Annotated in this window: 21 protein-coding genes; 19 read left to right on the forward strand and 2 right to left on the reverse strand. The window is 72.8% G+C overall.

Translation table 11 applies throughout. The features are described 5' to 3' along the window. The first annotated feature begins 1 nt into the window (after window position 1). Both JSY14_RS10370 and nrdR read left to right on the forward strand, forming a co-directional pair. Window positions 2–385 (forward strand): LysM peptidoglycan-binding domain-containing protein, encoded by a 384-nt coding sequence (locus tag JSY14_RS10370; protein ID WP_259558901.1) that lies wholly within the window; start codon window positions 2–4, stop codon window positions 383–385. Window positions 386–441: 56 nt separating this feature from the next. Then, a complete protein-coding gene (gene nrdR, locus JSY14_RS10375) occupies window positions 442–909 on the forward strand; it encodes a transcriptional regulator NrdR (RefSeq protein WP_259558902.1) in 468 nt (155 codons plus the stop codon). A 209-nt stretch (window positions 910–1,118) separates the two neighbouring features. Here nrdR and JSY14_RS10380 read toward each other — a convergent pair whose 3' ends face one another. Further along, a complete protein-coding gene (locus JSY14_RS10380; RefSeq protein ID WP_259558904.1) occupies window positions 1,119–3,362 on the reverse strand; it encodes a HelD family protein in 2,244 nt (747 codons plus the stop codon). A gap of 154 nt (window positions 3,363–3,516) precedes the next feature. Here JSY14_RS10380 and JSY14_RS10385 point away from each other — a divergent pair, with 154 nt between their 5' ends. Together JSY14_RS10385 and JSY14_RS10390 are read left to right on the forward strand one after the other, a co-directional pair. Continuing rightward, on the forward strand, window positions 3,517–4,470 hold the full coding sequence (locus JSY14_RS10385) for a proteasome assembly chaperone family protein (protein WP_259558906.1): 954 nt from the start codon (window positions 3,517–3,519) through the stop codon (window positions 4,468–4,470). Between the two features lie 277 nt (window positions 4,471–4,747). Beyond that, window positions 4,748–4,954 (forward strand): cold-shock protein, encoded by a 207-nt coding sequence (locus tag JSY14_RS10390; protein ID WP_259558908.1) that lies wholly within the window; start codon window positions 4,748–4,750, stop codon window positions 4,952–4,954. Window positions 4,955–5,060: 106 nt separating this feature from the next. Here JSY14_RS10390 and JSY14_RS10395 read toward each other — a convergent pair whose 3' ends face one another. Beyond that, on the reverse strand, window positions 5,061–5,906 hold the full coding sequence (locus JSY14_RS10395) for a spermidine synthase (RefSeq protein ID WP_259558910.1): 846 nt from the start codon (window positions 5,904–5,906) through the stop codon (window positions 5,061–5,063). A 179-nt stretch (window positions 5,907–6,085) separates the two neighbouring features. Here JSY14_RS10395 and JSY14_RS10400 point away from each other — a divergent pair, with 179 nt between their 5' ends. The 15 genes from JSY14_RS10400 to JSY14_RS10470 all read left to right on the forward strand — a co-directional run bounded on the left by JSY14_RS10400 (window position 6,086) and on the right by JSY14_RS10470 (window position 23,547). Then, on the forward strand, window positions 6,086–6,511 hold the full coding sequence (locus tag JSY14_RS10400) for an SAV_6107 family HEPN domain-containing protein (RefSeq protein WP_259558912.1): 426 nt from the start codon (window positions 6,086–6,088) through the stop codon (window positions 6,509–6,511). Window positions 6,512–6,662: 151 nt separating this feature from the next. Further along, window positions 6,663–7,961: a DNA polymerase IV gene (dinB, locus tag JSY14_RS10405; protein WP_259558917.1), complete on the forward strand. Its 1,299-nt coding sequence runs from the start codon at window positions 6,663–6,665 to the stop codon at window positions 7,959–7,961. Between the two features lie 47 nt (window positions 7,962–8,008). Further along, entirely contained in the window at window positions 8,009–8,419 is a 411-nt protein-coding gene (locus JSY14_RS10410; protein ID WP_259558918.1) for an SCO2097 family morphological protein, read from the forward strand. A gap of 473 nt (window positions 8,420–8,892) precedes the next feature. Beyond that, a complete protein-coding gene (mraZ, locus tag JSY14_RS10415) occupies window positions 8,893–9,324 on the forward strand; it encodes a division/cell wall cluster transcriptional repressor MraZ (RefSeq protein WP_259558920.1) in 432 nt (143 codons plus the stop codon). A gap of 160 nt (window positions 9,325–9,484) precedes the next feature. After that, window positions 9,485–10,462, forward strand: coding sequence for a 16S rRNA (cytosine(1402)-N(4))-methyltransferase RsmH (gene rsmH / locus JSY14_RS10420; RefSeq protein WP_259558921.1), 978 nt, complete (start codon window positions 9,485–9,487; stop codon window positions 10,460–10,462). A gap of 10 nt (window positions 10,463–10,472) precedes the next feature. Next, on the forward strand, window positions 10,473–10,967 hold the full coding sequence (ftsL, locus tag JSY14_RS10425) for a cell division protein FtsL (protein ID WP_259558923.1): 495 nt from the start codon (window positions 10,473–10,475) through the stop codon (window positions 10,965–10,967). Window positions 10,968–10,973: 6 nt separating this feature from the next. Continuing rightward, window positions 10,974–12,734, forward strand: a complete 1,761-nt coding sequence (locus JSY14_RS10430) for a peptidoglycan D,D-transpeptidase FtsI family protein (protein WP_259558925.1) — start codon at window positions 10,974–10,976, stop codon at window positions 12,732–12,734. Continuing rightward, entirely contained in the window at window positions 12,731–14,350 is a 1,620-nt protein-coding gene (locus tag JSY14_RS10435; RefSeq protein WP_259558927.1) for a UDP-N-acetylmuramoyl-L-alanyl-D-glutamate--2,6-diaminopimelate ligase, read from the forward strand. The genes JSY14_RS10430 and JSY14_RS10435 overlap by 4 nt, the downstream gene beginning before the upstream one ends. Beyond that, window positions 14,344–15,822: a UDP-N-acetylmuramoyl-tripeptide--D-alanyl-D-alanine ligase gene (locus JSY14_RS10440; protein ID WP_259558929.1), complete on the forward strand. Its 1,479-nt coding sequence runs from the start codon at window positions 14,344–14,346 to the stop codon at window positions 15,820–15,822. Before JSY14_RS10435 ends, JSY14_RS10440 begins: the two co-directional genes overlap by 7 nt. Then, window positions 15,819–16,910 carry a phospho-N-acetylmuramoyl-pentapeptide-transferase gene (mraY, locus tag JSY14_RS10445; protein ID WP_259558931.1) on the forward strand — a complete coding sequence of 364 codons (1,092 nt, stop codon included), beginning with the start codon at window positions 15,819–15,821 and terminating at the stop codon, window positions 16,908–16,910. The genes JSY14_RS10440 and mraY overlap by 4 nt, the downstream gene beginning before the upstream one ends. Before the next feature lie 38 nt (window positions 16,911–16,948). Then, window positions 16,949–18,409, forward strand: a complete 1,461-nt coding sequence (murD, locus tag JSY14_RS10450) for a UDP-N-acetylmuramoyl-L-alanine--D-glutamate ligase (protein WP_259559666.1) — start codon at window positions 16,949–16,951, stop codon at window positions 18,407–18,409. Next, window positions 18,406–19,833 carry a putative lipid II flippase FtsW gene (gene ftsW / locus JSY14_RS10455; protein WP_259558934.1) on the forward strand — a complete coding sequence of 476 codons (1,428 nt, stop codon included), beginning with the start codon at window positions 18,406–18,408 and terminating at the stop codon, window positions 19,831–19,833. The genes murD and ftsW overlap by 4 nt, the downstream gene beginning before the upstream one ends. Further along, window positions 19,830–20,972, forward strand: coding sequence for an undecaprenyldiphospho-muramoylpentapeptide beta-N-acetylglucosaminyltransferase (gene murG, locus JSY14_RS10460; RefSeq protein WP_259558935.1), 1,143 nt, complete (start codon window positions 19,830–19,832; stop codon window positions 20,970–20,972). Before ftsW ends, murG begins: the two co-directional genes overlap by 4 nt. Beyond that, a complete protein-coding gene (gene murC, locus JSY14_RS10465) occupies window positions 20,969–22,429 on the forward strand; it encodes a UDP-N-acetylmuramate--L-alanine ligase (RefSeq protein WP_259558937.1) in 1,461 nt (486 codons plus the stop codon). The genes murG and murC overlap by 4 nt, the downstream gene beginning before the upstream one ends. Next, complete coding sequence (locus JSY14_RS10470) at window positions 22,426–23,547, forward strand: cell division protein FtsQ/DivIB (protein ID WP_259558939.1); 1,122 nt, start codon at window positions 22,426–22,428, stop codon at window positions 23,545–23,547. The genes murC and JSY14_RS10470 overlap by 4 nt, the downstream gene beginning before the upstream one ends. The last annotated feature ends 102 nt before the right edge of the window (window positions 23,548–23,649 follow it).

Below are 23,649 nucleotides of genomic sequence, written 5' to 3' on the forward strand. Positions count from 1 at the left end.
CATGAGCACTCTTGCCGCCCAGCCCGCGATCGTCCCCGCTCTGCGTGGGGGCCGCGGCCCCGCCGCCCCGACGCACCTGGTGCCCACGCGGCGTGCCCGCCTGCTCATGACTCTGCCGGCCGTCGCGGCGATGGTCCTCGCCATCGCGGCCCTGGTGCTGGGCGTCGGCCCGGGCGCGGCGATCGCCGGCGGGGGTGCCGACACCCTTGTCGTGCAGGTCGAGGCCGGGGACACTCTGTGGGCCTACGCCGAGGAGTACGCCCCGGAGGGCATGACCGCCTCGCAGTTCGTCCACGAGGTCCAGCAGCTGAACAACCTGCCCACCGCCCGTCTCACCGCCGGGCAGACCCTGGAGCTGCCCGTGGCCGAGGACGCCGGTCACTGATCGGGAAGAATCGGATCCACGAGGTGGGGGTCCGGGGGCGCCGGTAATCTGGTGAGGTGCACTGCCCTTTCTGCCGCAACCCTGATTCGCGCGTCATCGACTCCCGCACCGCGGACGATGGCGCGTCCATCCGGCGACGTCGGCAGTGTCCCGCCTGCCAACGCCGGTTCTCCACCGTGGAGACCGCCTCGCTGTCCGTGGTCAAGCGTTCCGGGGTGAGCGAGCCCTTCAGTCGCGCCAAGGTCATCAGCGGTGTCCGCAAGGCCTGCCAGGGGCGCCCCGTCACCGATGACCAGCTCGCCGTGCTCGCGCAGCGCGTGGAGGAGGCAGTGCGACAGAGCGGCCAGGCCGAGGTCGACGCCCATGACGTGGGCCTCGCGATCCTGCAGCCGCTGAAGGACCTGGACCAGGTCGCGTACCTGCGATTCGCCAGCGTCTACCAGGATTTCGACTCGCTGGAGGACTTCGAGAGCGCCATCGACGCCCTGCGTCGCGAGGCCACCGATCCCACCGCCGACGCCTGACACCACAGGCCCCGCCGGGTGAGGTCTGGCAGGTGGTCGGAGCAGCCCCGCCGAGCCCTTATGATGTGACGCGTGCGCCTCGCGCGCACACCGCGAGCGGCGGTCGTGGAGGGGAAGCCACGGCCGCCGCTCTCCTCATTCCGGGGCGGGGGTGCGCCCCGCGATCGGCCGGCCCCGGTGGCGACCCGCCGACGATCGGCCAGGGCTGATCACTGCGCGTCGGAGCGCAGGGCGGTCGGGATCTCCCGGCTGTGCAACACCACCAGCTGCGAGGTCGCACGGGTCAGGGCCACGTACAGGTCACCGGCCCCGCCGCGATGCTCCAGCAGAGCCGCCGGCTCCACCACCAGCACCGCATCGAACTCGAGGCCCTTCGCCTCGTGCGGCGTCATCACCGCCACCACATCGTCCACACCGGCGCTTCCCAGACCCACCCGGGCCGTGGGAGCGGCCGCCCGGATCGCGTCCGCCAGGGTGGGCACCGCCTCCTCGTCGGCGATCACCGCGATCCGGCCCGCATCCTGCCTGAGCAGCTGCCGCACCCGGTCGGCGGTGCGCCCCGCCAGGTCCGACGCTGCACAGGCGATGCTCTCCAGCTCATGCTCACCCTCGCGCACCGAGGTCACCGGGGTGACCGGCAGATCCAGCTCCTCGGCCACCGCCACCGCCCGGTCCATCAGCCGGCGCGGGGTGCGGTAGTTGACCGTCAACCGCTCCACGTGCAGGCGATCCTCCACGTACGGGTCGAGCACCCGCTGCCAGGAGGAGGTGCCCGCCGCCGAACTCGTCTGCGCCACATCACCCACCACGGTGAAGGACTTCGTCGGGCAGCGGCGCATGAGGGCGCGCCACATCATCGCCGAGTGCTCCTGTGCCTCATCGACCACCACGTGGCCGTACGTCCAGGACCTGTCGGCAGCGGCGCGCTCGGCCAGGGTGCGGCCATCGCGCACGGTGGTCATGCGATCGGCCAGGTCCTCCGCCCGGACGATCCCCGAGGTGTCGATGTTCTCCAGCACGGTGCGGGCGTAGGCGACGTCGGCGGCGCGTCGGGCGGCGGCCCGGTCGGCCTCGGCCTTCTGCGCGGTCTCGTCCTCACCCAGCAGCTCCGCCAGTTCGTCCAGCAGGGGCGCATCCTCCACGGTCCACGGGGAGTCCTTCGGTCGGGCGATGCGCGCGATCACCCCCTGGAGGTGGCGGGGCGCGGCAGCGCGCAGACGCTCCGGATGGGCCAACAGGATCCGCAGGAACGACTCCGGGGTGTACGGCATCCACGCCAGATTCAGCGCGACCCGTACCTCCCGCTCGGTGCGCAGGTCCTGGAGAAGCTGAGGGCGGTCCTCGGGCACCACGGTGTGACCGGCGGCCTGCAGCGCCTGTTCGTACTGGACCACCAGGCGGTCCAGCGCCGCCCGCACGAACACCGCCCGGGCGGCGTTATGGGGGCGGTGGCTCGCCCGGGCCTCCCGGATCGCCGCGCGCACATCCTCCCGGCGCAGCAGCAGCTCGGTGCCGTCGATGCGCAGTGGGACGTCCTCCTCCGGGGCCCGCTGGCGGTCCTTCACGGCGCGGGCCAGCAGATCGGCCATACCGCGGTCACCCTTGATCACCGCCACCTCATCCCGGTCACGACGCGTGGCGTGGATTCCGGGATACAGCTCACCGGGCGTCAGCATCACCACACCGGACTCACCGAGGCTCGGCAGCACCCGCTCGATGTAGTGCAGGAACCCGTGGGTGGGGGCCACGATCAGCACACCCGTGTGTTCCAGACGACGTCGGTGCGTGTACAGCAGGTAGGCGGCTCGATGCAGGGCCACGGCGGTCTTGCCGGTGCCGGGGCCGCCCTGCACCACCATCACTCCGCGATGGTCGGAGCGGATGATGCGGTCCTGTTCGGCCTGGATGGTCGCGACGATGTCACCCATCCGGCCGGTGCGCTGAGCGGTCACGGCCGCCAGGAGGGCCCCTTCGCCCTGCAGGGTCTCCTCGGAACCGCCCTCGGTCAACAGGCTCTGGTCGAGCACATCGTCCTCGAGCCCGACGACCGTCCGGCCGCGGGTGATGAGGTGGCGGCGCAGTCGCACCCCCTGGCGTTCCGCGGCGGTGGCCTGGTAGAACGCGGCGGCGGCGGGGGCCCGCCAGTCCACCAGCAGCTGGTCGCGGTCGCGGGTGAACAGTCCGATCCGGCCGATGTGGTGGCTGTCCCCGGCGTCGGTGTCGAGCCGGCCGAACACCACCCCGTCGGCCACCGAGTGCAGCAAGGCCAGCCGGTCCTCGTACAGCGCCACGAAGGCGTCGCGTTCGGAGCGGTTCTGATGGGTGGAGGCGTCCTGCGCCGCCTGCGCCGACCGTAGCTTCTCACCGACCTGGGCGGTGAGGTCGTCGAGCCGCGCATACAGCACGTCGACGTAGGCCTGCTCCTCGGCGATCTGCGGTGGGGACGCGTCCACGCGAACCTCCTCAGCGACTGCATCTGGTTTCGCCCGTGCGGCGAGGGTGACGCGCCGCCGCCGCGACGCGCAGTGGTCCATTATGGTGGAACGCGCCCGGCCGAGGAGCCGCGGCGGCAAGCAGAAGAGACGCATGATCGGGGAAGGAGGCGCCGTGCGCGATCCCCGAGACCTCTACAGCTTCGCCTCGCCCGAGGTGATCGGGGCGATCCCCCGTGGACCTCTGCCGCTGGTGCATGCGCTGCCGGGCATCGTGGATGCCGGGAACGCCTGCCGCATCGCCGTGCGGTACCTGCGCGACAGCCTGCGCAACGTCCGCGTGGTCACCTTCGACACCGACGAGCTCATCGACTACCGCGGGTCGCGCCCTCAGGCGGTCTTCAACGGTTCTGCCTACACCGAGGTGGAGATGCCGGAGATCGCGCTCTACCTGGTGTACGACGAGCGGGACACCCCGTTCCTGTTGCTCGATGGGCCGGAGCCGGATCTGCAGTGGCGACGTTTCGCCGAGGCCCTGATCGACCTGGTGGAGTACTTCGAGGTCGATCGGGTGCTCAGCATGAAGGCGATCCCGATGGCGGTGCCGCACACCCGCCCGATCGGGCTCATCGCCCATGCGAACGACCCGTCCCTGCTGGCGGGGGAGCAGCGCCGCACGGCGCAGGATTCCGGCGAGATCGTGATCCCCGCCGCCTTCGGCACCTTCCTGGAGAAGGAACTGGAGCGGGCCGGGCACCCCGCCATGGGGTATGCGGCACAGGTCCCGCACTACCTCTCCCGCACGGATTTCCCGGCGGGTTCCCTCGCTCTGCTGCGACGCATCAGCGACGCCGCCGGCCTCGAGATCCCGCTGGTGGACCTCGGAGACCTGTCGGATGCCGCGATGGCAGCACTGGACGGCACCATCTCCGACAACGACGACGCCCGGGGCATCGTCGATGCCCTGGAGGAGCAGTACGACGCGGTCACGCAGGAGACCGGATCGGCAGGGTTGGCGACCACCGCGGATCTGCCGACCGCCGACGAGCTCGGCGACCATTTCGAGCGGTTCCTCGCCGCCCGGCAGGAGCCGCCGGAGGGCGGGTCCTCCACCCCTGCCGGGTCCTGAGCATCGCCCCCGACCCGGAACCGGGTGAGCGGTGCCGCCTCGGGCGGCTCCGACGGGGCGGCCCCGATGGCGGAGTGCCCCGCGGCAGGGTGCCGCGACGAACCGGTGTGCCGTGCACAGCCTGTCCGTGCCATGATGTGGTGGTTCCCGTGATGACCGTCGACGATCCCGCCGGCGGCAGCCCGATCCCGTGACCCGTCACGGTAGGAGGCGTCACAGGCGGCTCCCGAGCCGGATCCCGGATCCGGTTCTCCCTCCCAACGGAAAGTGACAGGTTATGGCGCAGGGCTCGGTCAAGTGGTTTAACGCCGAGAAGGGCTACGGCTTCATCGAGATCGACGGTGGCGGTGCGGACGTGTTCGTCCACCACAGCAAGATCGACATGGACGGTTACCGCACCCTCGATGAGGGTCAGCGCGTGGAGTTCGAGGTCTCGCAGGGCGATAAGGGCCCGCAGGCGGAGAAGGTGCGCCCGCTCGCCTGAGCAGGCCTCCCGTGCATCTCGGAGGGGGTGCGGACCGATCGGTCCGCACCCCCTCCGCGCATCTCCGGGGTGCGCTCGGGGGCCGTCCCCCGGGAGCGCGGGGCGCTCATAGGCCGAGCGTCGCGCGACCACGGCGGGTCAGCTCCGCCACCACCGCCTGGTCGGCCAGGCGCACGGTGACGGCGTCGGCGCGCAGCGCCCGATCCAGGCCCGCCGGCAGGGGGTCATCACCGGCGGCGATCACCACGTTCCCGCGGCGTTTGCCCTGCAACTGCGCCGGCTCGGCGATCACCGCCAGGTGCTCGAAGGCCTCCGACAGCGCCCCGAGTTCCGCCGCGATCACCGACGTCCCCGGCGCGGAGGCCACGTTCAGCAGGTAGGTGCCGCCGGGGCGCACGACACGTCGGGCCTCGGCCGCCGCCGCGGAGGTGCGCAGTTCCTGCGGGGTGGTGTCCCCGGAGAAGACGTCTCGCACCAGCAGGGTGAAGCGGTCGTCGCGCCAGCTGCGCAGCACCTCCGCGGCATCACCCACCCGGACCTTCATCCGTGGCGGGCGGGGCAGGTCGAGACCCGAGCGGACGAGGTCCACCAGCGGCCCGTCGATCTCCACCACGGTCTGTTTCGCCCCGGGCCAGTGGGCGGCGAAGGCGCGCGCGAGGGTACATGCCCCGCCGCCGAGGTGTCCCATCTCCAGGCCGTCGCCGTCCTGCGGCGTGGGCAGCAGCTGCCTGGCCACCGTGTCCATCCAGCGCATGTACTCGAAGACCAGGTGTTCGGGATCGGGGTGGTGATAGGAGCTCTGCACCCCGTTCACCTCCAGCAGCACCCCGCCATCGGCCTCCGGCACCAGGCGGGCGGTCCCGGACGCGATGGGGACGGCGGTGCCCAGGGGCGGGTCGGCAGGGGAGCCGGAGGAGGACGCGGTGCGTGCGCGACGGGAACGGGAGGCCACCGACCCAGGGTAGGTCCGGGGCCGGTGGCAGCGCTCCGGACCCCGGTCCCGGCCCCGTGTCCGCACCGTGTCACGCCTCTGCGTCTGCTTCCTCCCCAGGGGCGGGTCGTCCCCAGCGGGCTTCGTCTGTCGGGGGTGGTCCGTAGGTTGCGCAGTACCGACCGGAAAGGGGTGGGGACATGACAGCGGTGACGGCACGGGCGCGGCGTCTGGACGCCGAACTCGATCGGCTGGCACAGGCCCAGCGGCTGCTGGCGCGGGCCCGTGGGGCGCGGGCCGAGGCCCCGCGCGACGCCTTCGCGCTCAGCCACCTGGCGGCACTGCGGGGTGCGGGCATCCTCGTGCGGCGCGCTGCTGCCACCCGCAGGCGGAGACTGCCGCTGAACGTGTGGCAGGCATTGCACCGCGTCGGCGGGGAGGACGCCGCCTGGGCACAACAGATGGAGCCCCTGGTGCGGGAGGGGGAGAGGCTGGAGCGCAGCGAGCGCCATCACCCCGATCCGCGGCTGCTGGCGCAGCATCTGGAGCTGACCGCAGCGGCCCTCGCCCGCATCGAACAGGAACTGCTCGGAGCGGAGGGGGCGAGCCTTCCGCTCGCCGGGTGAGACCCGCTCGCCGTGGACAGGGTCCCGGCCGCACGGGGCATCCTCCCGCTGCCCCGCGACCTACGATGGGCCGGTCCCGTCCCGGAGACGGCGCGGGAGCAGAGCCGTGCCCGATGCAGGCAGAACCCGACGTGCGCAAGGAGGTGCCGAGGTGACCCCGGACCCCCGCCCGAGCGACGACATGGCGACCATCCTGCACGTCGACATGGACGCCTTCTTCGCCTCCGTGGAGATCCGCGACGACCCGTCTCTCGTAGGGCTGCCGGTGGTGGTCGGCGGGGCGGGGCCCCGCGGTGTCGTCGCCGCCGCGAGCTACCCCGCCCGGGCGCGCGGCATCCACTCCGCCATGCCGATGGCCACGGCGCGGCGTCTCGCCCCTGATCTGGTGATCGTCCCGCCGCGCGGTGCCCACTACCGGGCCGTCTCCCGGGAGGTGATGGAGGTGCTGCACACCGTCACGCCGGAGGTTGACCAGGTGAGCATCGACGAGGCCTTCCTCGACGTGCGCGGTGCCCGGCGCCTGTTGGGGGAGCCCGCCCACATCGCCGAACTGCTGCGCGGACGCATCCGCCAGCAGGTGGGCCTGCCCAGCAGCGTCGGTGTGGGTGCCTCGCGGGCGGTCGCCAAGATCGCCTCCGCCCGGGCGAAGCCCGACGGGCTGCTGGTCGTCCCCGTCGAGGACACCGCGCGTTTCCTCGCCCCCCTGCCCGTCGGCACCATCAGCGGCGTCGGCCCCCGGGCCGTGACAGAGCTCGGCCGGCTCGGGGTGCGCACCGTCGGGGACCTCCTCGCGGTGCCACCCTCGGCGTTGCGCCGCGCCGTCGGTCCGCAGGCCGAGGCCCTGCGGCGGCTCGCGGCGGGGGAGGACCGCACCGGTCTGGAGACCCGCCGGGTCCGCGACCGCTCCCTCGGGACCGAGCGCACCTTCGACATCGACCTCACCGACCCGCTGGAGATCCGCGCCCGCCTGACGGCCATGGCCGATGAGGTCGCCCGCTCCCTGCGCCGCCACGACATGCTCACCCGCACCGTGAGCATCAAGCTGCGTCGGCACGACTCCCGCACGATCACCCGCTCCGTCACCCTCGACCAGCCCACCGCGAGCAGTGAGCGCCTCCGGGAACACGTGATCGCCCTGTGGGAACGCAGCCGCGAGGAGGTGCCGCGGGTGCGCCTGGCCGGGGTGCGGGCCGAGAACCTCCGCCGTCGCGACGAGGGGGCCGAACCCTTGGAGCTCACCGGGCGCACCACCGGGTGGTCCGATCTCGAAGCCGCGTGGGACCGGATCGGTGACCGCTTCGGGCAGGGCAGCGTGCACCGTGGCTCCCAGATCCGACCCGCCGGTCCGGCCCGACCCATCGATGCGGGCGGGCCCGCCGACTCGACCCGATTCTCCGATCCGCGGGGTGACCGAGCGGTTCCTCGCGCTCAGGACGGCGGCTTATCCTGAGGCCCGCGCGCACGCGCGCCGCATCGTACGAGCAGGAGGTGCCGAGGATGCCGCTGTCCGAGCATGAGCAGAGAATGCTCGACGACCTCGAACGACGCCTTCACGCGGACGATCCCACCTTCGCGCGTGGCTTCGAGGGCCCCCGACCCACCCGAGACCGCCGACGCCAGCTGCTCGGCCTGATCGCCCTGCTGGCGGGCCTCGCCCTGCTGATCCTGGCGGTCGAACTGTCGGCCGTCTGGCTCGGCGTGCTCGCCTTCGTGCTCATGCTCGGGGGTGGGCTGATCGCCGTCACCGCCCCGGAGATGGATCCGGACCACCATCGCACCGCCCCGCAGACCGCGGGCCCGCGCGCCCCCCATCCCGCCGGTGGTGCGCAGCGACCGACGAACCGGGGGTTCGTCCAGCGCATGGAACAGCGCTGGGAGCGGCGCACCGAGGACGACCGCGGTCTCTGAGATCGCGGCCCCGCACCTCTCCGGCCCTCCCCACCCGTCCGAGGACCCCTGCCCGCCGGGGCAGGGGTCCTCCTCGTCCTGCATCCTTCACCCGCTGTCCCCGCGACGGTTCCACGGCACCCATCGCGCACCCTCCCCTTCCCTCCCCCCGGCTCCTCCACTTCGCTCCACCAGTCCGTCGGCAGGAGCGACTGCCACGGCGGCTCCACGGGCCGTAGGGCGCTGACCTGCGCGTCTGTCGGACGGGCCCGTGTGGAGCTGCCGCCGCAGCCTGGAGGAACCCTGAGTCGGCGCCTCCCCGGGTCGTGCGGAGCCTCGTTTCCCTCCACCCCGCACCATCCCGAATGACCTGCAGTGATGCACGTCATCGGTGCGGAAACCGCCCTCTCTCTGGCGCTCAGTGGGGGGTGGTGGGGTAAAGTGGAGGGCGCGGGGAGAGCAGTCCCGCCGATCCGATCGGGAGGGGGTGCCGGATGTTCCTCGGAACGTTCACGCCCAAGCTCGATGAGAAAGGTCGGCTGATCTTCCCCGCGAAGTTCCGTGACGAACTCGCGAGCGGTCTGGTCATGACCCGTGGCCAGGAGCACTGCATCGCGGTGTACCCGCTCGCGGAGTTCAAACAGAAGCTCGACGAGGCCCGCCGGGCCCCGACGACCGACCAGCGCACCCGCGACTACCTCCGCGTGCTCCTCTCCGGAGCCGAGGACGTCATCCCCGACAAGCAGGGGCGCATCACCATTCCGGGTCATCTCCGCACCTACGCGGGGCTGGACCGGGAGTGCGCCGTCATCGGCGCACTCGACCGGCTCGAGATCTGGTCACTCCCCGCGTGGGAGACCTACCTCGAGCAGAAGGAGGAGGGCTTCGCCCAGACCGCCGAGGAGGTGGTGCCCGGGCTGTTCTGAGGTCCTTCGTGCCGCGCGACACCCTCTCGCTCGCGCCCCGACGCAACTTCCCCGGTGGCGGGACGGGAGCGACGGGGAGTCCCGCGGCACGACCCCTCGAACCCACCCGGGTACCTCCCGGCCCCGCCCCCAGCCGACCCGACGACCGCGAGGAGGATGCATGCCGCACAGCCTGCCGGCCGAGCAGCGCCACCTCCCCGTCCTGCGGGACCGGTGCGTCGAGCTGCTCCTGCCCGCCCTCCAGCACGACGGCGCGGTCTACGTCGACGGGACCCTCGGCATGGGTGGCCATGCCACCGCCATCCTGGACGCGGCACCGCAGGCCCGCCTGGTCGGTATCGACCGCGACGCCCAGGCTCTGGACCTCGCCCGCGAGCGCCTCCAGCGCGCCGGCCACGGCGATCGCATCACCCTGGTGCACGCCACCTATGACCGCATCCCCGAGGTCCTCGACGACCTCGGCCTGCCCGGCGCCGCCGCGATCCTGCTGGACCTGGGACTGTCCAGCTTCCAGATCGACACGGACGAGCGCGGGTTCTCCTACGCCGTCGACGCTCCGCTCGACATGCGCATGGACCCCGACTCCGGCGGCCCCACCGCCGCCGACCTCCTGGCCGACCTGCCGGAGGAGGAGATCGCGCGGATCCTGCATGACCTGGGGGATGAGCGCCACGCCCGACGCATCGCCCGTGCCGTGGTCCGCACCCGGCAGGCCGCACCGCTGACCCGCAGCGCCCAGCTCGTCGACCTCATCGAGCAGGCCGTGCCCGCCGTCGCCCGTCACCGCGGCGGCCACCCCGCCAAGCGCAGCTTCCAGGCGCTGCGGATCGCGGTGAACCGGGAGCTGGAGATCCTCGTCGACGCGCTGGAGGGCGCCCTCGACGCCCTGCTGCCGGGTGGGCGACTGGCCGTCGAGTCCTACCACTCGGGGGAGGACCGGTTGGTGAAGACGGCGTTCCATCGCCGCACCACCTCGAGCGCCCCGCCGGGTCTGCCGGTCGAACTCGAGGAGCATCGCCCCCGGTTCGCCGCCCTCACCCGTGGCGCCGAGAAGGCCGATGACGCCGAACTCGCCCGCAATCCCCGCGCCGCCTCCGTCCGGCTGCGCGCCGTCGAACGTCTGTCGATCCCGTCCTGAGGTGCCCTGAATGGTCAGCATCACCGCCACCGCTCGGCCGCTGCGCTCACCCCGCCCGGCCAGTCCGGCGTCCACGCGCCCTCGGCTCACCGTCGTCAGCCGCCCTCGGCCGCGTCTGTCGACCGTGCCGTTCGCGATCCTGTGCACCGCGATCCTGCTGGCCTCCCTGCTGTCGGTGCTGGTGCTGAACGTCCAGATGTCCGACACCAGCTACCGCATCACTCGCCTGCAGGCCCAGTCCCAGCGTCTGGCCGAGGAGGAGCAGGCACTGGTGGAACAGAACCGCCATCTCGACACGCCGCAGGAGCTCGAGAAGCGCGCCCGCGCCCTCGGTATGGTGCCCGTGGGCGAGCCCGCCTACATCGATCTGGCGACCGGTGAGGTCGTCGGCGGTGAGGGCGCCGCGGCCACCGACCCGGCGGGCGTCCAGGCGCCCCCGGCGCCGATGCCGGCGGTCCCCGGCCCCGGCACGCCCTACCGAGGTCTCGGCGGCGAAGGACTCTGATCACCCATGGCGAGCTCATCGCGCATCCCCCCACCCCGCGTCGGGGAGCCCACCGTGCGCCACCGCTTCCTGGTGGTCGTCATCCTGCTGGCCTCGCTGGCGCTGAGCACACGTCTGCTCTGGGTCCAGGGGCTCAATTCCCGTGCTCTCGCCGCAGAGGCGCGGGAATCCCGCACCGTCGAGCGGACCATCCCCGCGCTGCGCGGGGACATCCTCGACCGTGATGGGAAGGTCCTCGCCGCCTCCGTCGAACGGTATGACCTGTGGGTCGACCAGCGGCAGGTCGACGAGTACCGTGCGAAGGACGAGGACGCCCGGCCCGAGGAGAAGGGCGTCAAGGGTGCTGCGCGCACCCTCGCCCCCGTTCTCGGCATGACTCCCGCCGAAGCGGAGAAGAAACTCTCCGGTACGCGGGGCTTCGTGTACCTGTCCAAGGGCGTCGACCCCGCCGTCCGCGACGCCACCATGGCTCTGCGCATCCCCGGGGTCGGCTCCGACCGTGTCGCCCAGCGCACCTATCCCTCCGGGGAGGTCGCCGGAAACGTCCTCGGCTTCGTCAGCGGCGACGGGGAGCCCCTGGCCGGCACTGAGATCGCCTACGACGACGTCCTGCGCGGTGAGAACGGCCGGATCAGCTACGAGCGCGGCGCGGGCGGCCAGATCATCCCCACTGCCCCCCAGGCCACCCAGCGTGCCGTCGACGGTCGCACCGTCGAGCTGACGATTGACCAGGACCTGCAGTGGCGCACCCAGCAGATCCTGGCGCAGACCGTCGACAGGTGGGGCGGCAGCGGGGGCAGCGCCGTGGTGATGAACGCCCGCACCGGCGAGGTGCTGGCTCTCGCCGACTACCCCACCTACGATCCCAACGCCCCGGGGCGCACGGACGCGAAGTACCGCGGCAACCAGTCACTGTCGAACGTCTTCGAGCCCGGTTCCACCGGCAAGCTGTTCACCATGGCCGCGGCGATCGAGGAGGGCACGGTCAGCCCCACCTCCCAGTACACGATTCCGTCCACGATGACCTTCGACGGGCAGCGGATCAAGGACTCCCACGCCCACGAGGTGCAGAAGCTGACCCTCGCTGGAGTGTTGGCGCAGAGCTCCAACGTGGGCACGGTGCAGGTCTCGCAGACTCTCGACGACCGCACCCGCTACGAGTACCTGCGCCGGTTCGGTCTCGGCCAGCGCACCGGGGTGGGTCTGCCCGGTGAATCCGCCGGCATCCTCCACGCGCCCGAGGACTGGGACCCGCGCATGCGGTTCACCACCAGCTTCGGGCAGGGCTACTCCGTCAACGCGCTGCAGATGGTCTCCGCCGTGAGCACCTTCGCCAACGACGGGGTGCGGGTGCAGCCCTCCCTGGTGCGTGGCGTGATGGATGAGAGCGGCACCCTGCGGCCGCTCGGGGAGCCGACGCGCACCCGGGTGGTGTCCTCCCAGACCGCCGCCACGATGGTGCAGCTGATGGACAACAACATCGTCGACGACGGCAAGCACAACGGGAACATCCCGCACTACGCCGTCGGTGGGAAGTCCGGCACCGCCCAGGTGCCCGACGGCACCTACACCGCGTCCTTCATCGGGATCGCTCCGGCCGACGACCCCGAACTGGTGACCGGGGTGTTCATCTACGGCCTGACCAGCTTCATCTCCGGCACCACCGCCGCTGCCCCGGCGTTCTCCGAGGTCATGGGCTACGCCCTGCAGAACCAGGGGGTGGCCCCGACGGGCCGGCCCGGTCGCGACCTGGAGGATGAGTGGTGACCGGCGTCGTGATCGAGGACCCCGCCCGCCCCGAGGTCGTCTCCGGGCTGCCCCTCGCCGATCTGCTCGCGCAGCTCGGTCCCGCCGTGCGGGTGAGCGCTGCCGCGGCGGGGCAGGGTCGCAGCCTGGATGCCGTGCAGCTGCAGGGGATCACCCTCGACTCCCGTGCCGCACGCGCCGGGGACCTGTGGTGCGCCCTGCCCGGCGCCCGCACGCACGGGGCCCGATTCGCCCAGCAGGCCGCCGACGGGGGAGCGGTCGCCGCCCTCACCGATCCGGCCGGCCAGGAGGACTGCGAGCGCGCCGGGCTGGCCACCCTGGTGGTGGAGGACCCCCGGGCGGTGATGGCCACCGCCGCCGCTCTCATCCTGGGTCGTCCCGCCGAGCGCCTGCGGATGATCGGCGTCACCGGGACCAACGGCAAGACGTCCGTCACCACGATGCTCCACCGCACCCTGCTGGAGCTCGGTCGCCCCAGCGGTGTGATCGGCACCAGCGGCACCTTCTTCCGTGACACCGACGGTCACGACCACCGCATCGCGACCGTGCGCACCACTCCGGAATCACCGGAGTTGCACGGCCTGCTCGCCCGCATGGCCGAGGACGGGGTCGACACCTGCGCGATGGAGGTCTCCAGCCACGCCCTGGTGCTGCACCGCGCCGACGAGGTGGTGTTCGAGGCCGCCGCCTTCACCAACCTCACCCAGGACCACCTGGACTTCCATCCCTCGATGGAGGACTACTTCCAGGCCAAGGCCTCCCTGTTCCTGCCGGGCCGCTGCCGCCATGCCGTGATCTGCACCGACGACGACTACGGCACCCGCCTGGCCGCCATGGCGCAGGAACGCGGCATCCCCACCGTCACCTACGCGACCCTGCCGGGGCGCCCGGCCGACCATCGCGCGGAGGCGATCACCTTCGACGGCTTCGGGTCCCGCTTCGTGCTCGCCGGTCCGGCCGGCGCGCGCCCCGAGCTGCGCAGCGCCCTGCCCGGGCGCCACTACGTCGCCAACACGATCGCCGTGGCGCTGCTGCTCGACGCCGTGGGGATCGCGCCGTCCGAGGCGGCCGACGCACTGGGCCGCGCCGCGACCGTCCCCGGGCGGATGGAACTGGTCTCCCGGGCCCCGGTGCGCGGCGTCGTCGACTACTCCCACACCGAGGACTCCCTGCAGCAGGCCCTGTCGACGCTGCGGTCACTGCCGGACGTGCAGCGGATCCTGGTGGTGATGGGCGCGGGGGGTGACCGCGACCGCACCAAGCGGCCGCACATGGGGGCCGTCGCCGCCGCCGGGGCCGACGTCGTGATCGTCACCGACGACAATCCCCGCAGCGAGGACCCGGCCCGGATCCGCGCCGAGGTCCTCGGCGGGATCCCCGCCGACACCGGTGCCGAGGTGCTGGACGTCGGTGGCCGACGCGAGGCCATCGACCGGGCCGCGCATCTCGCCCGCCCCGGGGACCTGGTGCTGGTCGCCGGGAAGGGCGCCGAGACCGGCCAGGACATCGGCGGACAGGTGCTGCCCTTCGACGACCGCGTCGAACTGCGGCGTGCACTCGCGGCCCGCCATCCCGCCCAGGACGACACCACCCCTCAGGAGGCCGAGGAATGCTGACGATGACCGCGCAGGAGGTGGCCGCGACGACCGGGGGGCGCCTCGTCGGCGGAGCCACCGGGCAGGAGCGCGTCACCGGTCGGGCCGTGGTCGACTCCCGGCAGGTCGCGACCGGGGATCTGTTCGCCGCCTTCGACGGGGAGCACGTCGACGGTCATGACTACGCCCAGCGGGCCGTCGATGCCGGTGCCGCCCTGGTGCTGCTCACCCGCGATGTCGGCGTGCCGGGAGTGCTGGTGGAGGATGCCGAGGTCGCCCTCGCCGACCTCGCCCGCGGGCAGCTGGAGCGGGCCCGCGCCAGCTGCCCCGAGCTGGTCGTCGTCGCCGTCACCGGGTCCGCCGGCAAGACCGGCACCAAGGACCTTCTGGGGCAGCTGTTCGAGCGTCTCAGGCCGACCATCGCCCCGCCGGGAAGTCACAACAACGAACTCGGTCTGCCACTGACGGTGCTCGGGCTCACCGAGGAGACCCGCTGCCTGGTGCTCGAGATGGGTGCCCGCGGCATCGGCCACATCCGCTACCTGACGGACATCGCCCGGCCGGACATCGCCCTGGTGCTGAACGTCGGCTCCGCCCACCTGGGGGAGTTCGGCAGCCCCGAGGCGATCGCCCAGGCCAAGGGCGAGATCATCGAGGCCCTCACGTCGCAGGGCCGGGCGGTGCTGAACGCCGACGATCCGCGGGTCGCGGCGATGGCCCCCCGCACCTCCGCGCCCGTGGTCACCTGGGGCCAGGGGCCGGCGGATGTGCGGGTGCACGACCTCACCCTCGATGAGGCCGCCCGAGCCCGCTTCACCCTCGTGATCCCCGAGGGACTCACCCGCCTCGACGGCGGCGCGATCCCCGCCGGGGAGCTCCCCATCACCCTGCGCCTGCTGGGGGAGCACCAGGCGTTCAACGCCGTGGCCGCTGCCACTGCCGCGCTGCTCGCGGGGGTCGGCCCCGAGGACGTCGCCGAGGTGCTGCGCACCGCCGAGCCGCTCTCCGGGCAGCGGATGGAGACCCATGAGCTCCCCGGTGGCATCACCGTCGTCAACGACGCCTACAACGCCAACCCCGAATCGATGCGACTGGCCCTGCGCACCCTCGCGCACCTGGGCCGCCATCGCCGCACCATCGCGGTGCTGGGAGAGATGCGTGAGCTCGGAGCGGACTCGATCCGCCTGCACGACGAGACCGGCCGTCTGGTCGTGCGGCTGAACATCGACCATCTGATCGCCGTGGGTGAGGGTGCCCGGCCGATCCACCAGGGTGCCGGCCTGGAGGGCAGTTTCGGCGGAGAGTCCGAGTATGTGGCGACCGTGGAGGAGGCCCTCGCTGTGCTACAACGGTTCGTGCGGCCCGGCGACGTGGTGCTGCTGAAGTCGTCCCGCGACTCCGGTCTGCGCGAGCTGGGCGACCGGCTCGTGCAGGCACTGCAGGCCGACACGACGCGCGATACCACGGAGGAGACGGAGGACCGCACCGCATGATCGCGATCATGGTGGCGGGGGGCGTTGCCCTCGTCCTGTCCATCCTCGGTACCCCGGCATACATCCGTCTGCTGGTGCACAAGGGGTACGGGCAGTTCATCCGGGACGACGGCCCCACCAGCCACGCCACCAAGCGGGGCACCCCCACCATGGGCGGTGTCGCGATCATCCTCGCGACCCTGCTCGCCTACGCGATTACCCACCTCGTCACCTGGAGCGCCCCCACCATCTCCGGGGCACTGGTGCTGTTCCTCATGGCCGGGTTGGGGCTGGTCGGATTCCTCGACGACTACCTGAAGATCTCCCATCAGCGCAGTCTCGGGCTGCGCCCCCGGGCCAAGCTGATCGGCCAGTTCCTCGTCGCCACGCTGTTCGCTGTGCTGGCACTGCTCGCGCCCGACGCCCAGGGCCACACGTCCGCCTCCACCCGGATCTCCTTCGTGCGGGACATCCCGTGGCTCGACCTCGCCGCCGCCGGCACCGTGCTGGGTGTGCTGCTGTTCGCCATGTGGGCGAACTTCCTGGTCGCCGCCTGGTCCAACGGTGTGAACCTCACTGACGGACTCGACGGCCTCGCCTCCGGCGCCACCATCATCTTCACCACCACCTACGTGCTGATCTGCTTCTGGCAGTGGCGCCAGAGCTGCGACACCGTCGGCGGCGCCCCCGGCTGCTACACCGTGCGCGACCCGCTGGACATCGCCGTGATCTGCGCGGCCGTGGCGGGCGCCTGCATCGGGTTCCTGTGGTGGAACACCTCCCCGGCGAAGATCTTCATGGGGGACACCGGTTCCCTCGCCCTGGGGGGCGCCCTCGCCGGGATCACCATCGTCTCGCGCACCGAGCTGCTCGGCGCGATCATCGGCGGACTGTTCGTGATCATCTCGCTGTCCGTGATCATCCAGGTCGCGAGCTTCAAGACCACCGGGAAGCGCGTGTTCCGCATGGCACCGCTGCAGCACCACTTCGAACTGCTCGGCTGGAACGAGGTCACCATCGTGGTGCGGTTCTGGATCGTCGCCGGCATCCTCGCCGGTCTCGGTCTGGGCCTGTTCTACCTCGACGCGCTGGCGCAGGTGGTGCGGTGACGCACGGCCTGCCCCTCGAGCAGCGGCCCTGGCCCGGGATGGATGTCTCCGGGCTGACGATCCTGGTGACCGGGTTCGGGGTCTCCGGGTACGCGGTCGCCGACCAGACCATGCAGCGCGGGGCCCACGTGGTCGTCGTCGATTCCAGCACCACCGACGCCACCCGCGAGCGCGCCCGGATCCTGGAGAACCTCGGCGTGGACGTCCGTCTGGGGCTGGAGCACACACAGTGCCTGCCCCCCGACGTGCAGCCGGATCTCGTCGTGACCTCCCCCGGGTGGCGGCCCGACCAGCCGTTGCTGGCGCAGGCCGCGCACCGCGGTATCCCCGTGTGGAGTGAGATCGAGCTGGCCCGGCGCATGCAGCCGGCGGACGGCCCCGCCTGGCTCGCCGTCACCGGCACCAACGGCAAGACCACCACCGTCACCATGCTCGAGTCGATCCTCCGGGCTGCCGGGTTGCGCGCCGTGGCGTGCGGCAACGTCGGTCTGCCGCTGATCGAGGCGGCTCTCGACCCGATCGGTTACGAGGTCCTCGCGGTGGAGCTGTCCAGCTTCCAGCTGCACTGGACCGACCACGTCCTCGCGCAGTCCGCCGCGGTGCTGAACATCTCCGAGGACCACCTCGACTGGCATGGCGGGCTCGAGGAGTACGCCGCCGCGAAGGGTCGGATCTACGAGGGCGTCGAACGCGCCTGCGTGTACACCGTCGCCGATGAACGCACCCGCCGTCTGGTGGAGGAGGCCGACGTGCGTGAGGGTGCCCGCGCCATCGGCCTCACCCTCGGTGCCCCCGGGTTGTCGGAGCTCGGTGTGGTCGAGGACCTCCTCGTCGACCGGGCGTTCGTCGAGGACCGCCGACGCACCGCCGCGGAACTCGCCCGCCTGGAGGACCTCGCGCATCTGGGCGCCCACGGTGCCCCGCCGCACGTGGTGCTCGATGCCCTCGCCGCCGCCGCCCTCGCCCGCTCCCACGGGGTCGAACCCGCCGCCGTCCAGGCCGGCCTGCGCGCCTACCGCCCCGGCCGCCACCGCGCCGAGGTGGTCGCCCGGATCGACGGGGTCGCCTACGTCGACGACTCCAAGGCCACCAACCCCGATTCCGCGCTCGCCTCCCTCCGGGGAGTGCAGAGCGCCGTATGGATCGCCGGGGGGCTCACCAAGGACGCCGACGTCGACGAGCTCGTCGCTCTCTGCGCCGACCGCCTGCGCGCCGTGGTGCTCATCGGCCGTGATCCCGGTCCCTTCCGCGAGGCCCTCGCCCGACACGCGCCCGACGTCCCCGTCCTGCGCCCCTCGGGAGGCGAGACTGACCGGGACGCGGACCGCGCCACCTACATGCGTGAGACGGTCACCCTGGCCCGGTCGCTGGCCAGCGAGGGTGATGTCGTGCTGCTGGCCCCTGCGGCCGCGTCGATGGACCAGTTCACGGATTACGGGCAGCGCGGCGATCTCTTCGCCGCCGCGGTCCGGGAGCTCGCAGGGGGAGACGGGCCATGACCACGCACCAGCCGGCGCGGGGCAGCACCCGCGTGCTGCGTCCGCACGACACCGGAGCGTTGGCCGATGTCCCCGCCCGGGTGCGGTCGGGACTCGCCGGCTGGCTGCGCTCCCCGGCGCTGGACTTCGCCGCCCTGCTGGTGATCGGCACCCTCCTGATCAGCATCGGCGTGGTGATGGTCTTCTCCAGTGCCGCCGTGATCAGCATCGCCAAGGGGGAGTCGCCCTACACCGGGCTGATCTCCCAGGGGCGCTTCGCCCTGATCGGCCTGCCGCTGCTGGCTGTCGCGGCGATGACCCCGCCTGCGTGGTACCGCCGCAGTGCCTGGGTACTGCTCGGCATCGGTCTCGCGCTGCAGATGCTCGTGCACACCCCGCTGGGCACCGGTGCGTACGGCAACCGCAACTGGATCCTCATCGGCGGCATGACCTTCCAGCCGTCGGAGGTGCTGAAGCTCGCCCTGGCGGTGTGGCTGGGGGCGATCCTCGCGGGGAAGCGGCACCGACTGCACCGCACCCTCGAGGTGCTGCTTCCCGTGGTTCCGGTGGTCATGCTCGCCCTCGGCCTGGTGGTGCTCGGCAACGACCTCGGCACCACCATGGTCATGTGCATGCTGGTGGCGGGTGCTCTGTGGGTGGCCGGTGTGCCGCGCCGCTGGTTCGTCGTCGGCGGCGGCCTCGGAGGGCTCGCCGTCGCCGCGCTTGTGCTGGTCTCCGGCAACCGCATGGCCCGCATCGGCAACTGGCTCCACGGCACCTGCGAGGGGGACTCCTGCCTGCAGACCGACCGTGGCCTCCAGGCCCTCGCCGAGGGAGGCTGGTGGGGCGTGGGTCTCGGGGAGTCCCGCCAGAAGTGGGGTCTGCTGCCCGCTGCACAGGACGATTTCATCTTCGCGATCATCGGGGAAGAGCTGGGACTGGTCGGCACCCTCGGTCTGCTGACGCTGTTCGTCCTGCTCGCCCTGGTGATGCTCCGGATGATCTCCCGGGTGCGGGACCCCTTCGTCCAGATCACCGTGGGCGGGGTGTGCGCCTGGCTGCTGGGCCAGGCCTTCGTCAACATGATGGTGGTGACGGGCCTGCTGCCGGTGCTGGGGGTGCCGCTGCCGTTCATCTCCTCCGGCGGCTCCGCGCTGCTCGCCTCGATGCTGGCGCTGGGCATGCTGCTGTCCTTCGCGCGGCACGAGCCCGGGGCGAAAGAGGCCATCGGGGCCCGCCTGGGCACCGTCAAGCGCACCTCCGCCGTCCACGCCGCCCCCGCGCCGCGGACCTCCCGCACCGCCCCCCGGGTCTCCGGTCGCGCCGCGGGCCGCACGGCGGGTCGCACGTCGGGTCGCGCATCCGGTCGTCCCTCGCGGAGCACACCCGTCGCCCGGACGGACTCCCGGACCGCGTCCCGCACCTCTCGAAGGAGCCGTCGATGACCGTCCCCTCCGCCTCCGGACCCACCCCGCTCACCACCGGCACCGCGCCGGTTCGGGTGCTGCTGGCCGGGGGCGGCACCGCCGGTCACGTGAACCCGCTGCTGGCCACCGCCCGCGCCCTGCGCGCCGAGGCCCCCGACACCGAGATCACCGTGCTCGGCACCGCCGAGGGCCTCGAGGCCGATCTGGTGCCCGCCGCCGGGTTCGCGCTCGAGACCATCGAGAAGGTGCCGTTCCCGCGTCGTCCGAACACCGCCGCCCTGCGTTTCCCCTCCCGCTTCACCCGCACCATCACCCGCACCGCCCGGTTGATGCGGGAGCGCCGGATCGATGCCGTCGCCGGGTTCGGCGGCTACGTGTGCCCGCCCGCATACCTCGCGGCCGCCCGCACCGGCATCCCGCTGATCGTCCACGAGGCCAACCGGCGCCCCGGGCTCGCCAACCGCCTCGGCGCCCGCCGCGCCCGCGCCGTCCTCACCGCCCTGCCCGGCACCCCGCTGCCGCGCGCCCAGCGTCTGGGGATGCCGATGCGCGAGGGCATCGCCCACCTGGATCGCGCCACCCGCCGCGACGACGCCGTGCGGGAGCTCGGCCTCGACCCCTCCCGCCCGGTGCTGCTGGTCACCGGTGGCAGCCTCGGCGCCCAGCGGCTCAACGCCGCCGTCGCCCAGGCCGCCGACGATCTCCTCGCCGTCGGCGCCCAGGTGGTGCACGTGACCGGTCGCGGCAAAGCCGACATCACCGAACGCCCCGGCTACCGGGTGCTGGAGTACGTGCGCGCCATGGAGGACGTCTACGCCGCTGCCGATCTCGCCGTGACCCGCTCCGGTGCCGGCACCGTCAGCGAGCTCACCGTCGTCGGCCTGCCCGCGGTGCTGGTGCCGTTGCCGATCGGCAACGGCGAGCAGGCCCTCAACGGGGCCGAGGTGGTCGCCGCCGGGGGCGCCCTGATGGTGCCCGACGGTGAGTTCACCGCCGACACCGTGCGTGATCTGGTGCTGCCGCTGCTGCTGGACGCCGAGCGCCGCGAGGCCATGTCACGGGCTTCCCGGACCTTCGGGGTGCCCGATGCCGCCGAGCGCCTGGCACGGATCATCCTGGCGGCCGCCCAGGGCGACCGCGCTAGCGTGGCGTCATGAGCAGCCAGGTCCGCACGATCCTCCGCCCCGGCCCCGTCGTCACCCAGGAGGCCTGGCCCCAGGACCCGGTGGGCTCCGCCCACGTCATCCGCATCGGCGGCGCGGGCATGAGCGCGGTCGCGCGTCTCGCCCTCGGTGCCGGCCTGCGGGTGAGCGGCTCCGACTCCCAGGACGGCCAGTTCATCGGCCCGCTGCGGGAGATGGGTGCGCAGATCGGCATCGGTTTCGACGCGGCCCTGATCGCCGAGGACTGCGACGTGGTCGTGGTCTCCACCGCCGTGCGGCCCGACAACCCCGAGGTGATCGAGGCCCATCGCCGCGGCCTGCCCGTGGTGCACCGCGCCGCCGCTCTCGCGGGCCTGCTGCGCGGCCGCGACCTCCTCGCCATCGCCGGCACCCACGGCAAGACCAGCACCACCGCCATGGCCACCCTGGCCCTGCGCGGAGCGGGGGAGGATCCCGCCTGGGCGCTCGGCGCCGCCGTCCCCGACCTGCGCCACAACGCCGGGCTCGGTGGTTCGGACACCGCGGTGGTCGAGGCCGACGAATCCGACGGCTCCTTCCTCGCCTTCACCCCCCGGGCCGTGGTGGTGACGAACCAGGAGGCCGACCACCTCGACTTCCACGGCACCCCGCAGAACGTCGTGGCGGCCTTCGACGCCCTGGTGGACCGGTTGCAGACGGGGGAGGGCCCCGCGGGACGCCTCATCGTCTGCGCCGATGACCCCGGCTCCGCCGAGCTCGGCCGCCGCGCCGTGCAGCGCGGTCTCGACGTCCACACCTACGGCACCGCCCCCGACGCCGACTGGCGGATCCTCGAGGAGCAGGGGAGCCCCGAGGGCACCCGCCTGCGGATCGCGACGCCCACCGGGGAGGCCACCGGCACCCTGCTCGTGGCCGGGCACCACAACGCCCTGAACGCCCTCGGCGCCCTCGCCGGTGCCCACGCCCTGCGCCCCGACGCCACCGTCCAGTCGCTGTTGGACGGGCTGGCGGATTTCCACGGCGCCTCCCGGCGCTTCGACCGCGCCGGCACCGTGGACGGTGTCACCGTCGTCGACGACTACGCCCACCATCCGCGGGAGGTCGCCGCCACCGTCGAGGCGGCCCGCGGGCTCCTGCCGGAGGGCGCGCGGGTGATCGCCGTGTTCCAGCCGCACCTGTTCTCCCGCACCCGGGACTTCGCCGCCGAGTTCGCGCAGGCGCTCGCCGCCGCCGACGAGGCGGTGGTGATGCCGATCTACCCGGCGCGTGAGGACCCCGATCCCACCGTCACCGCCCGCACCATCACCGACCGCGCCCCCGCGGGAGCCGCCCTGCGGCCCCTCGATGACCGGGCCGAGGTGCCCGGGCTCGTCGCGGACACCGCCCGCCCGGGGGATCTGGTGCTGATGCTCGGCGCCGGGGACGTGGTGGAGACGACCCCGCTGGTGCTCGAGGCGCTGCAGCAGCGATGAGGCCCCGACGCCCCGCGGCCCCGCGACGGCCCGCGCAGCATCTGCGCGCGCCGTCGGCCCCGCAGCGGCCCTCCGGCTCCGCCCCCACGACCTCCCCGGGTGGCACCGCCGACACCCGGCCCGGCTCCACGACCTCGCGACCCGACACCGTCCCGACGGAGCACGGGACGGGCCGCAGCGATACCGCGGAGGATCGCGTGCCGGGGGGTCCGGTTCCCCGTTCCCTGCCGGCACACCGCCGGTCGCTCGCCGCGCGGGCCAGCGTGCCCCCGCCGGAGCGCCCGGACGCGGCGGCGGCCGGCGCAGGGAGCGAGGGGCGCGGTGGTGAGAGCCGCAACGGTGAGCGCCTCGCCCGGCTGATCACCGGAGTGCCCTGGCGCCGCCGTCGCCGACGCGTGATCGGAGCCGCGATCGGCGTGGCCGCGCTGCTGCTCGTCGCCCTCGCGATCCTGCTGTGGGCCCCGTACTTCGAGGTCCGCGACGCCGAGGTGGCGGGGGTCGGGTACACCGATCCCGCCGTCATCGAGGAGGCTGCGGCCCCCGGGTTCGGCCGCAGTGTGGTGCTTCTGCCCTCGGGTCGGATCGAGAGGGCGGTCGAACAGGTCCCCGGTGTCGCCTCCGCCGAGGTGGATCGCAGCTGGCCCGACGGCATGCGGATCCGCGTCACCGAACGCACACCGGTGGCGCGCGTGACCCGTCCGGGAGGCGCCCCCGCCATCCTCGATGCCACCGGCACTGCGCTCCCGGCGGCAGCGGGTGAGGGGACCGAACTGATCCCGCTCACCGTCCGTCCCGGCACTCGCGACCCCGAGGCCACGACCGCCGCGATGCTGGAGGTCGCCTCCGGCCTGCCCGAGGAGCTGCGGACCCGGGTCACCGGCATCACCGCCGGCACTCCCAGTGACGTCACCCTCACCGTGGGCCCGGCCCCCGCGGACGGCACCGGGGCGGGCGACGGCACGGACGGTGGGGAATCCGGCGGCCAGGGAGGCACCCGCACCGTGGTGTGGGGCACCGCCGCCGACGCCGAGCTCAAGGCCCGGGTGGTGATGGCCCTGTTGGAGCAGCCCGGCACCGTCGTCGACGTGTCCTCGCCCATCGCACCCGTCACCCGCTGAGGTCGGGGCGCAGGATGACCCACCCGGCAGGACGATCCGCGGCGACACGCGGCGGACGGTATTTGCGCGGGGGTCGGACCGCCCATAGCGTCGAAGAACGGG

Source organism: Brachybacterium sillae (assembly GCF_025028335.1).
In the GTDB taxonomy this organism is placed as follows: Bacteria; Actinomycetota; Actinomycetes; order Actinomycetales; family Dermabacteraceae; genus Brachybacterium; species Brachybacterium sillae.

What these genes read in the sequence shown, in the direction of transcription:
- JSY14_RS10370 (WP_259558901.1), top strand. Translation starts at nt 2, where the DNA reads ATGAGCACTCTTGCCGCCCAGCCCGCGATCGTCCCCGCTCTGCGTGGG.
- JSY14_RS10390 (WP_259558908.1), top strand. Translation starts at nt 4,748, where the DNA reads ATGGCGCAGGGCTCGGTCAAGTGGTTTAACGCCGAGAAGGGCTACGGC.
- JSY14_RS10400 (WP_259558912.1), top strand. Translation starts at nt 6,086, where the DNA reads ATGACAGCGGTGACGGCACGGGCGCGGCGTCTGGACGCCGAACTCGAT.
- JSY14_RS10410 (WP_259558918.1), top strand. Translation starts at nt 8,009, where the DNA reads ATGCCGCTGTCCGAGCATGAGCAGAGAATGCTCGACGACCTCGAACGA.
- mraZ (WP_259558920.1), top strand. Translation starts at nt 8,893, where the DNA reads ATGTTCCTCGGAACGTTCACGCCCAAGCTCGATGAGAAAGGTCGGCTG.
- rsmH (WP_259558921.1), top strand. Translation starts at nt 9,485, where the DNA reads ATGCCGCACAGCCTGCCGGCCGAGCAGCGCCACCTCCCCGTCCTGCGG.
- ftsL (WP_259558923.1), top strand. Translation starts at nt 10,473, where the DNA reads ATGGTCAGCATCACCGCCACCGCTCGGCCGCTGCGCTCACCCCGCCCG.
- JSY14_RS10430 (WP_259558925.1), top strand. Translation starts at nt 10,974, where the DNA reads ATGGCGAGCTCATCGCGCATCCCCCCACCCCGCGTCGGGGAGCCCACC.
- JSY14_RS10440 (WP_259558929.1), top strand. Translation starts at nt 14,344, where the DNA reads ATGCTGACGATGACCGCGCAGGAGGTGGCCGCGACGACCGGGGGGCGC.
- mraY (WP_259558931.1), top strand. Translation starts at nt 15,819, where the DNA reads ATGATCGCGATCATGGTGGCGGGGGGCGTTGCCCTCGTCCTGTCCATC.
- murD (WP_259559666.1), top strand. Translation starts at nt 16,949, where the DNA reads ATGGATGTCTCCGGGCTGACGATCCTGGTGACCGGGTTCGGGGTCTCC.
- ftsW (WP_259558934.1), top strand. Translation starts at nt 18,406, where the DNA reads ATGACCACGCACCAGCCGGCGCGGGGCAGCACCCGCGTGCTGCGTCCG.
- murG (WP_259558935.1), top strand. Translation starts at nt 19,830, where the DNA reads ATGACCGTCCCCTCCGCCTCCGGACCCACCCCGCTCACCACCGGCACC.
- murC (WP_259558937.1), top strand. Translation starts at nt 20,969, where the DNA reads ATGAGCAGCCAGGTCCGCACGATCCTCCGCCCCGGCCCCGTCGTCACC.
- JSY14_RS10470 (WP_259558939.1), top strand. Translation starts at nt 22,426, where the DNA reads ATGAGGCCCCGACGCCCCGCGGCCCCGCGACGGCCCGCGCAGCATCTG.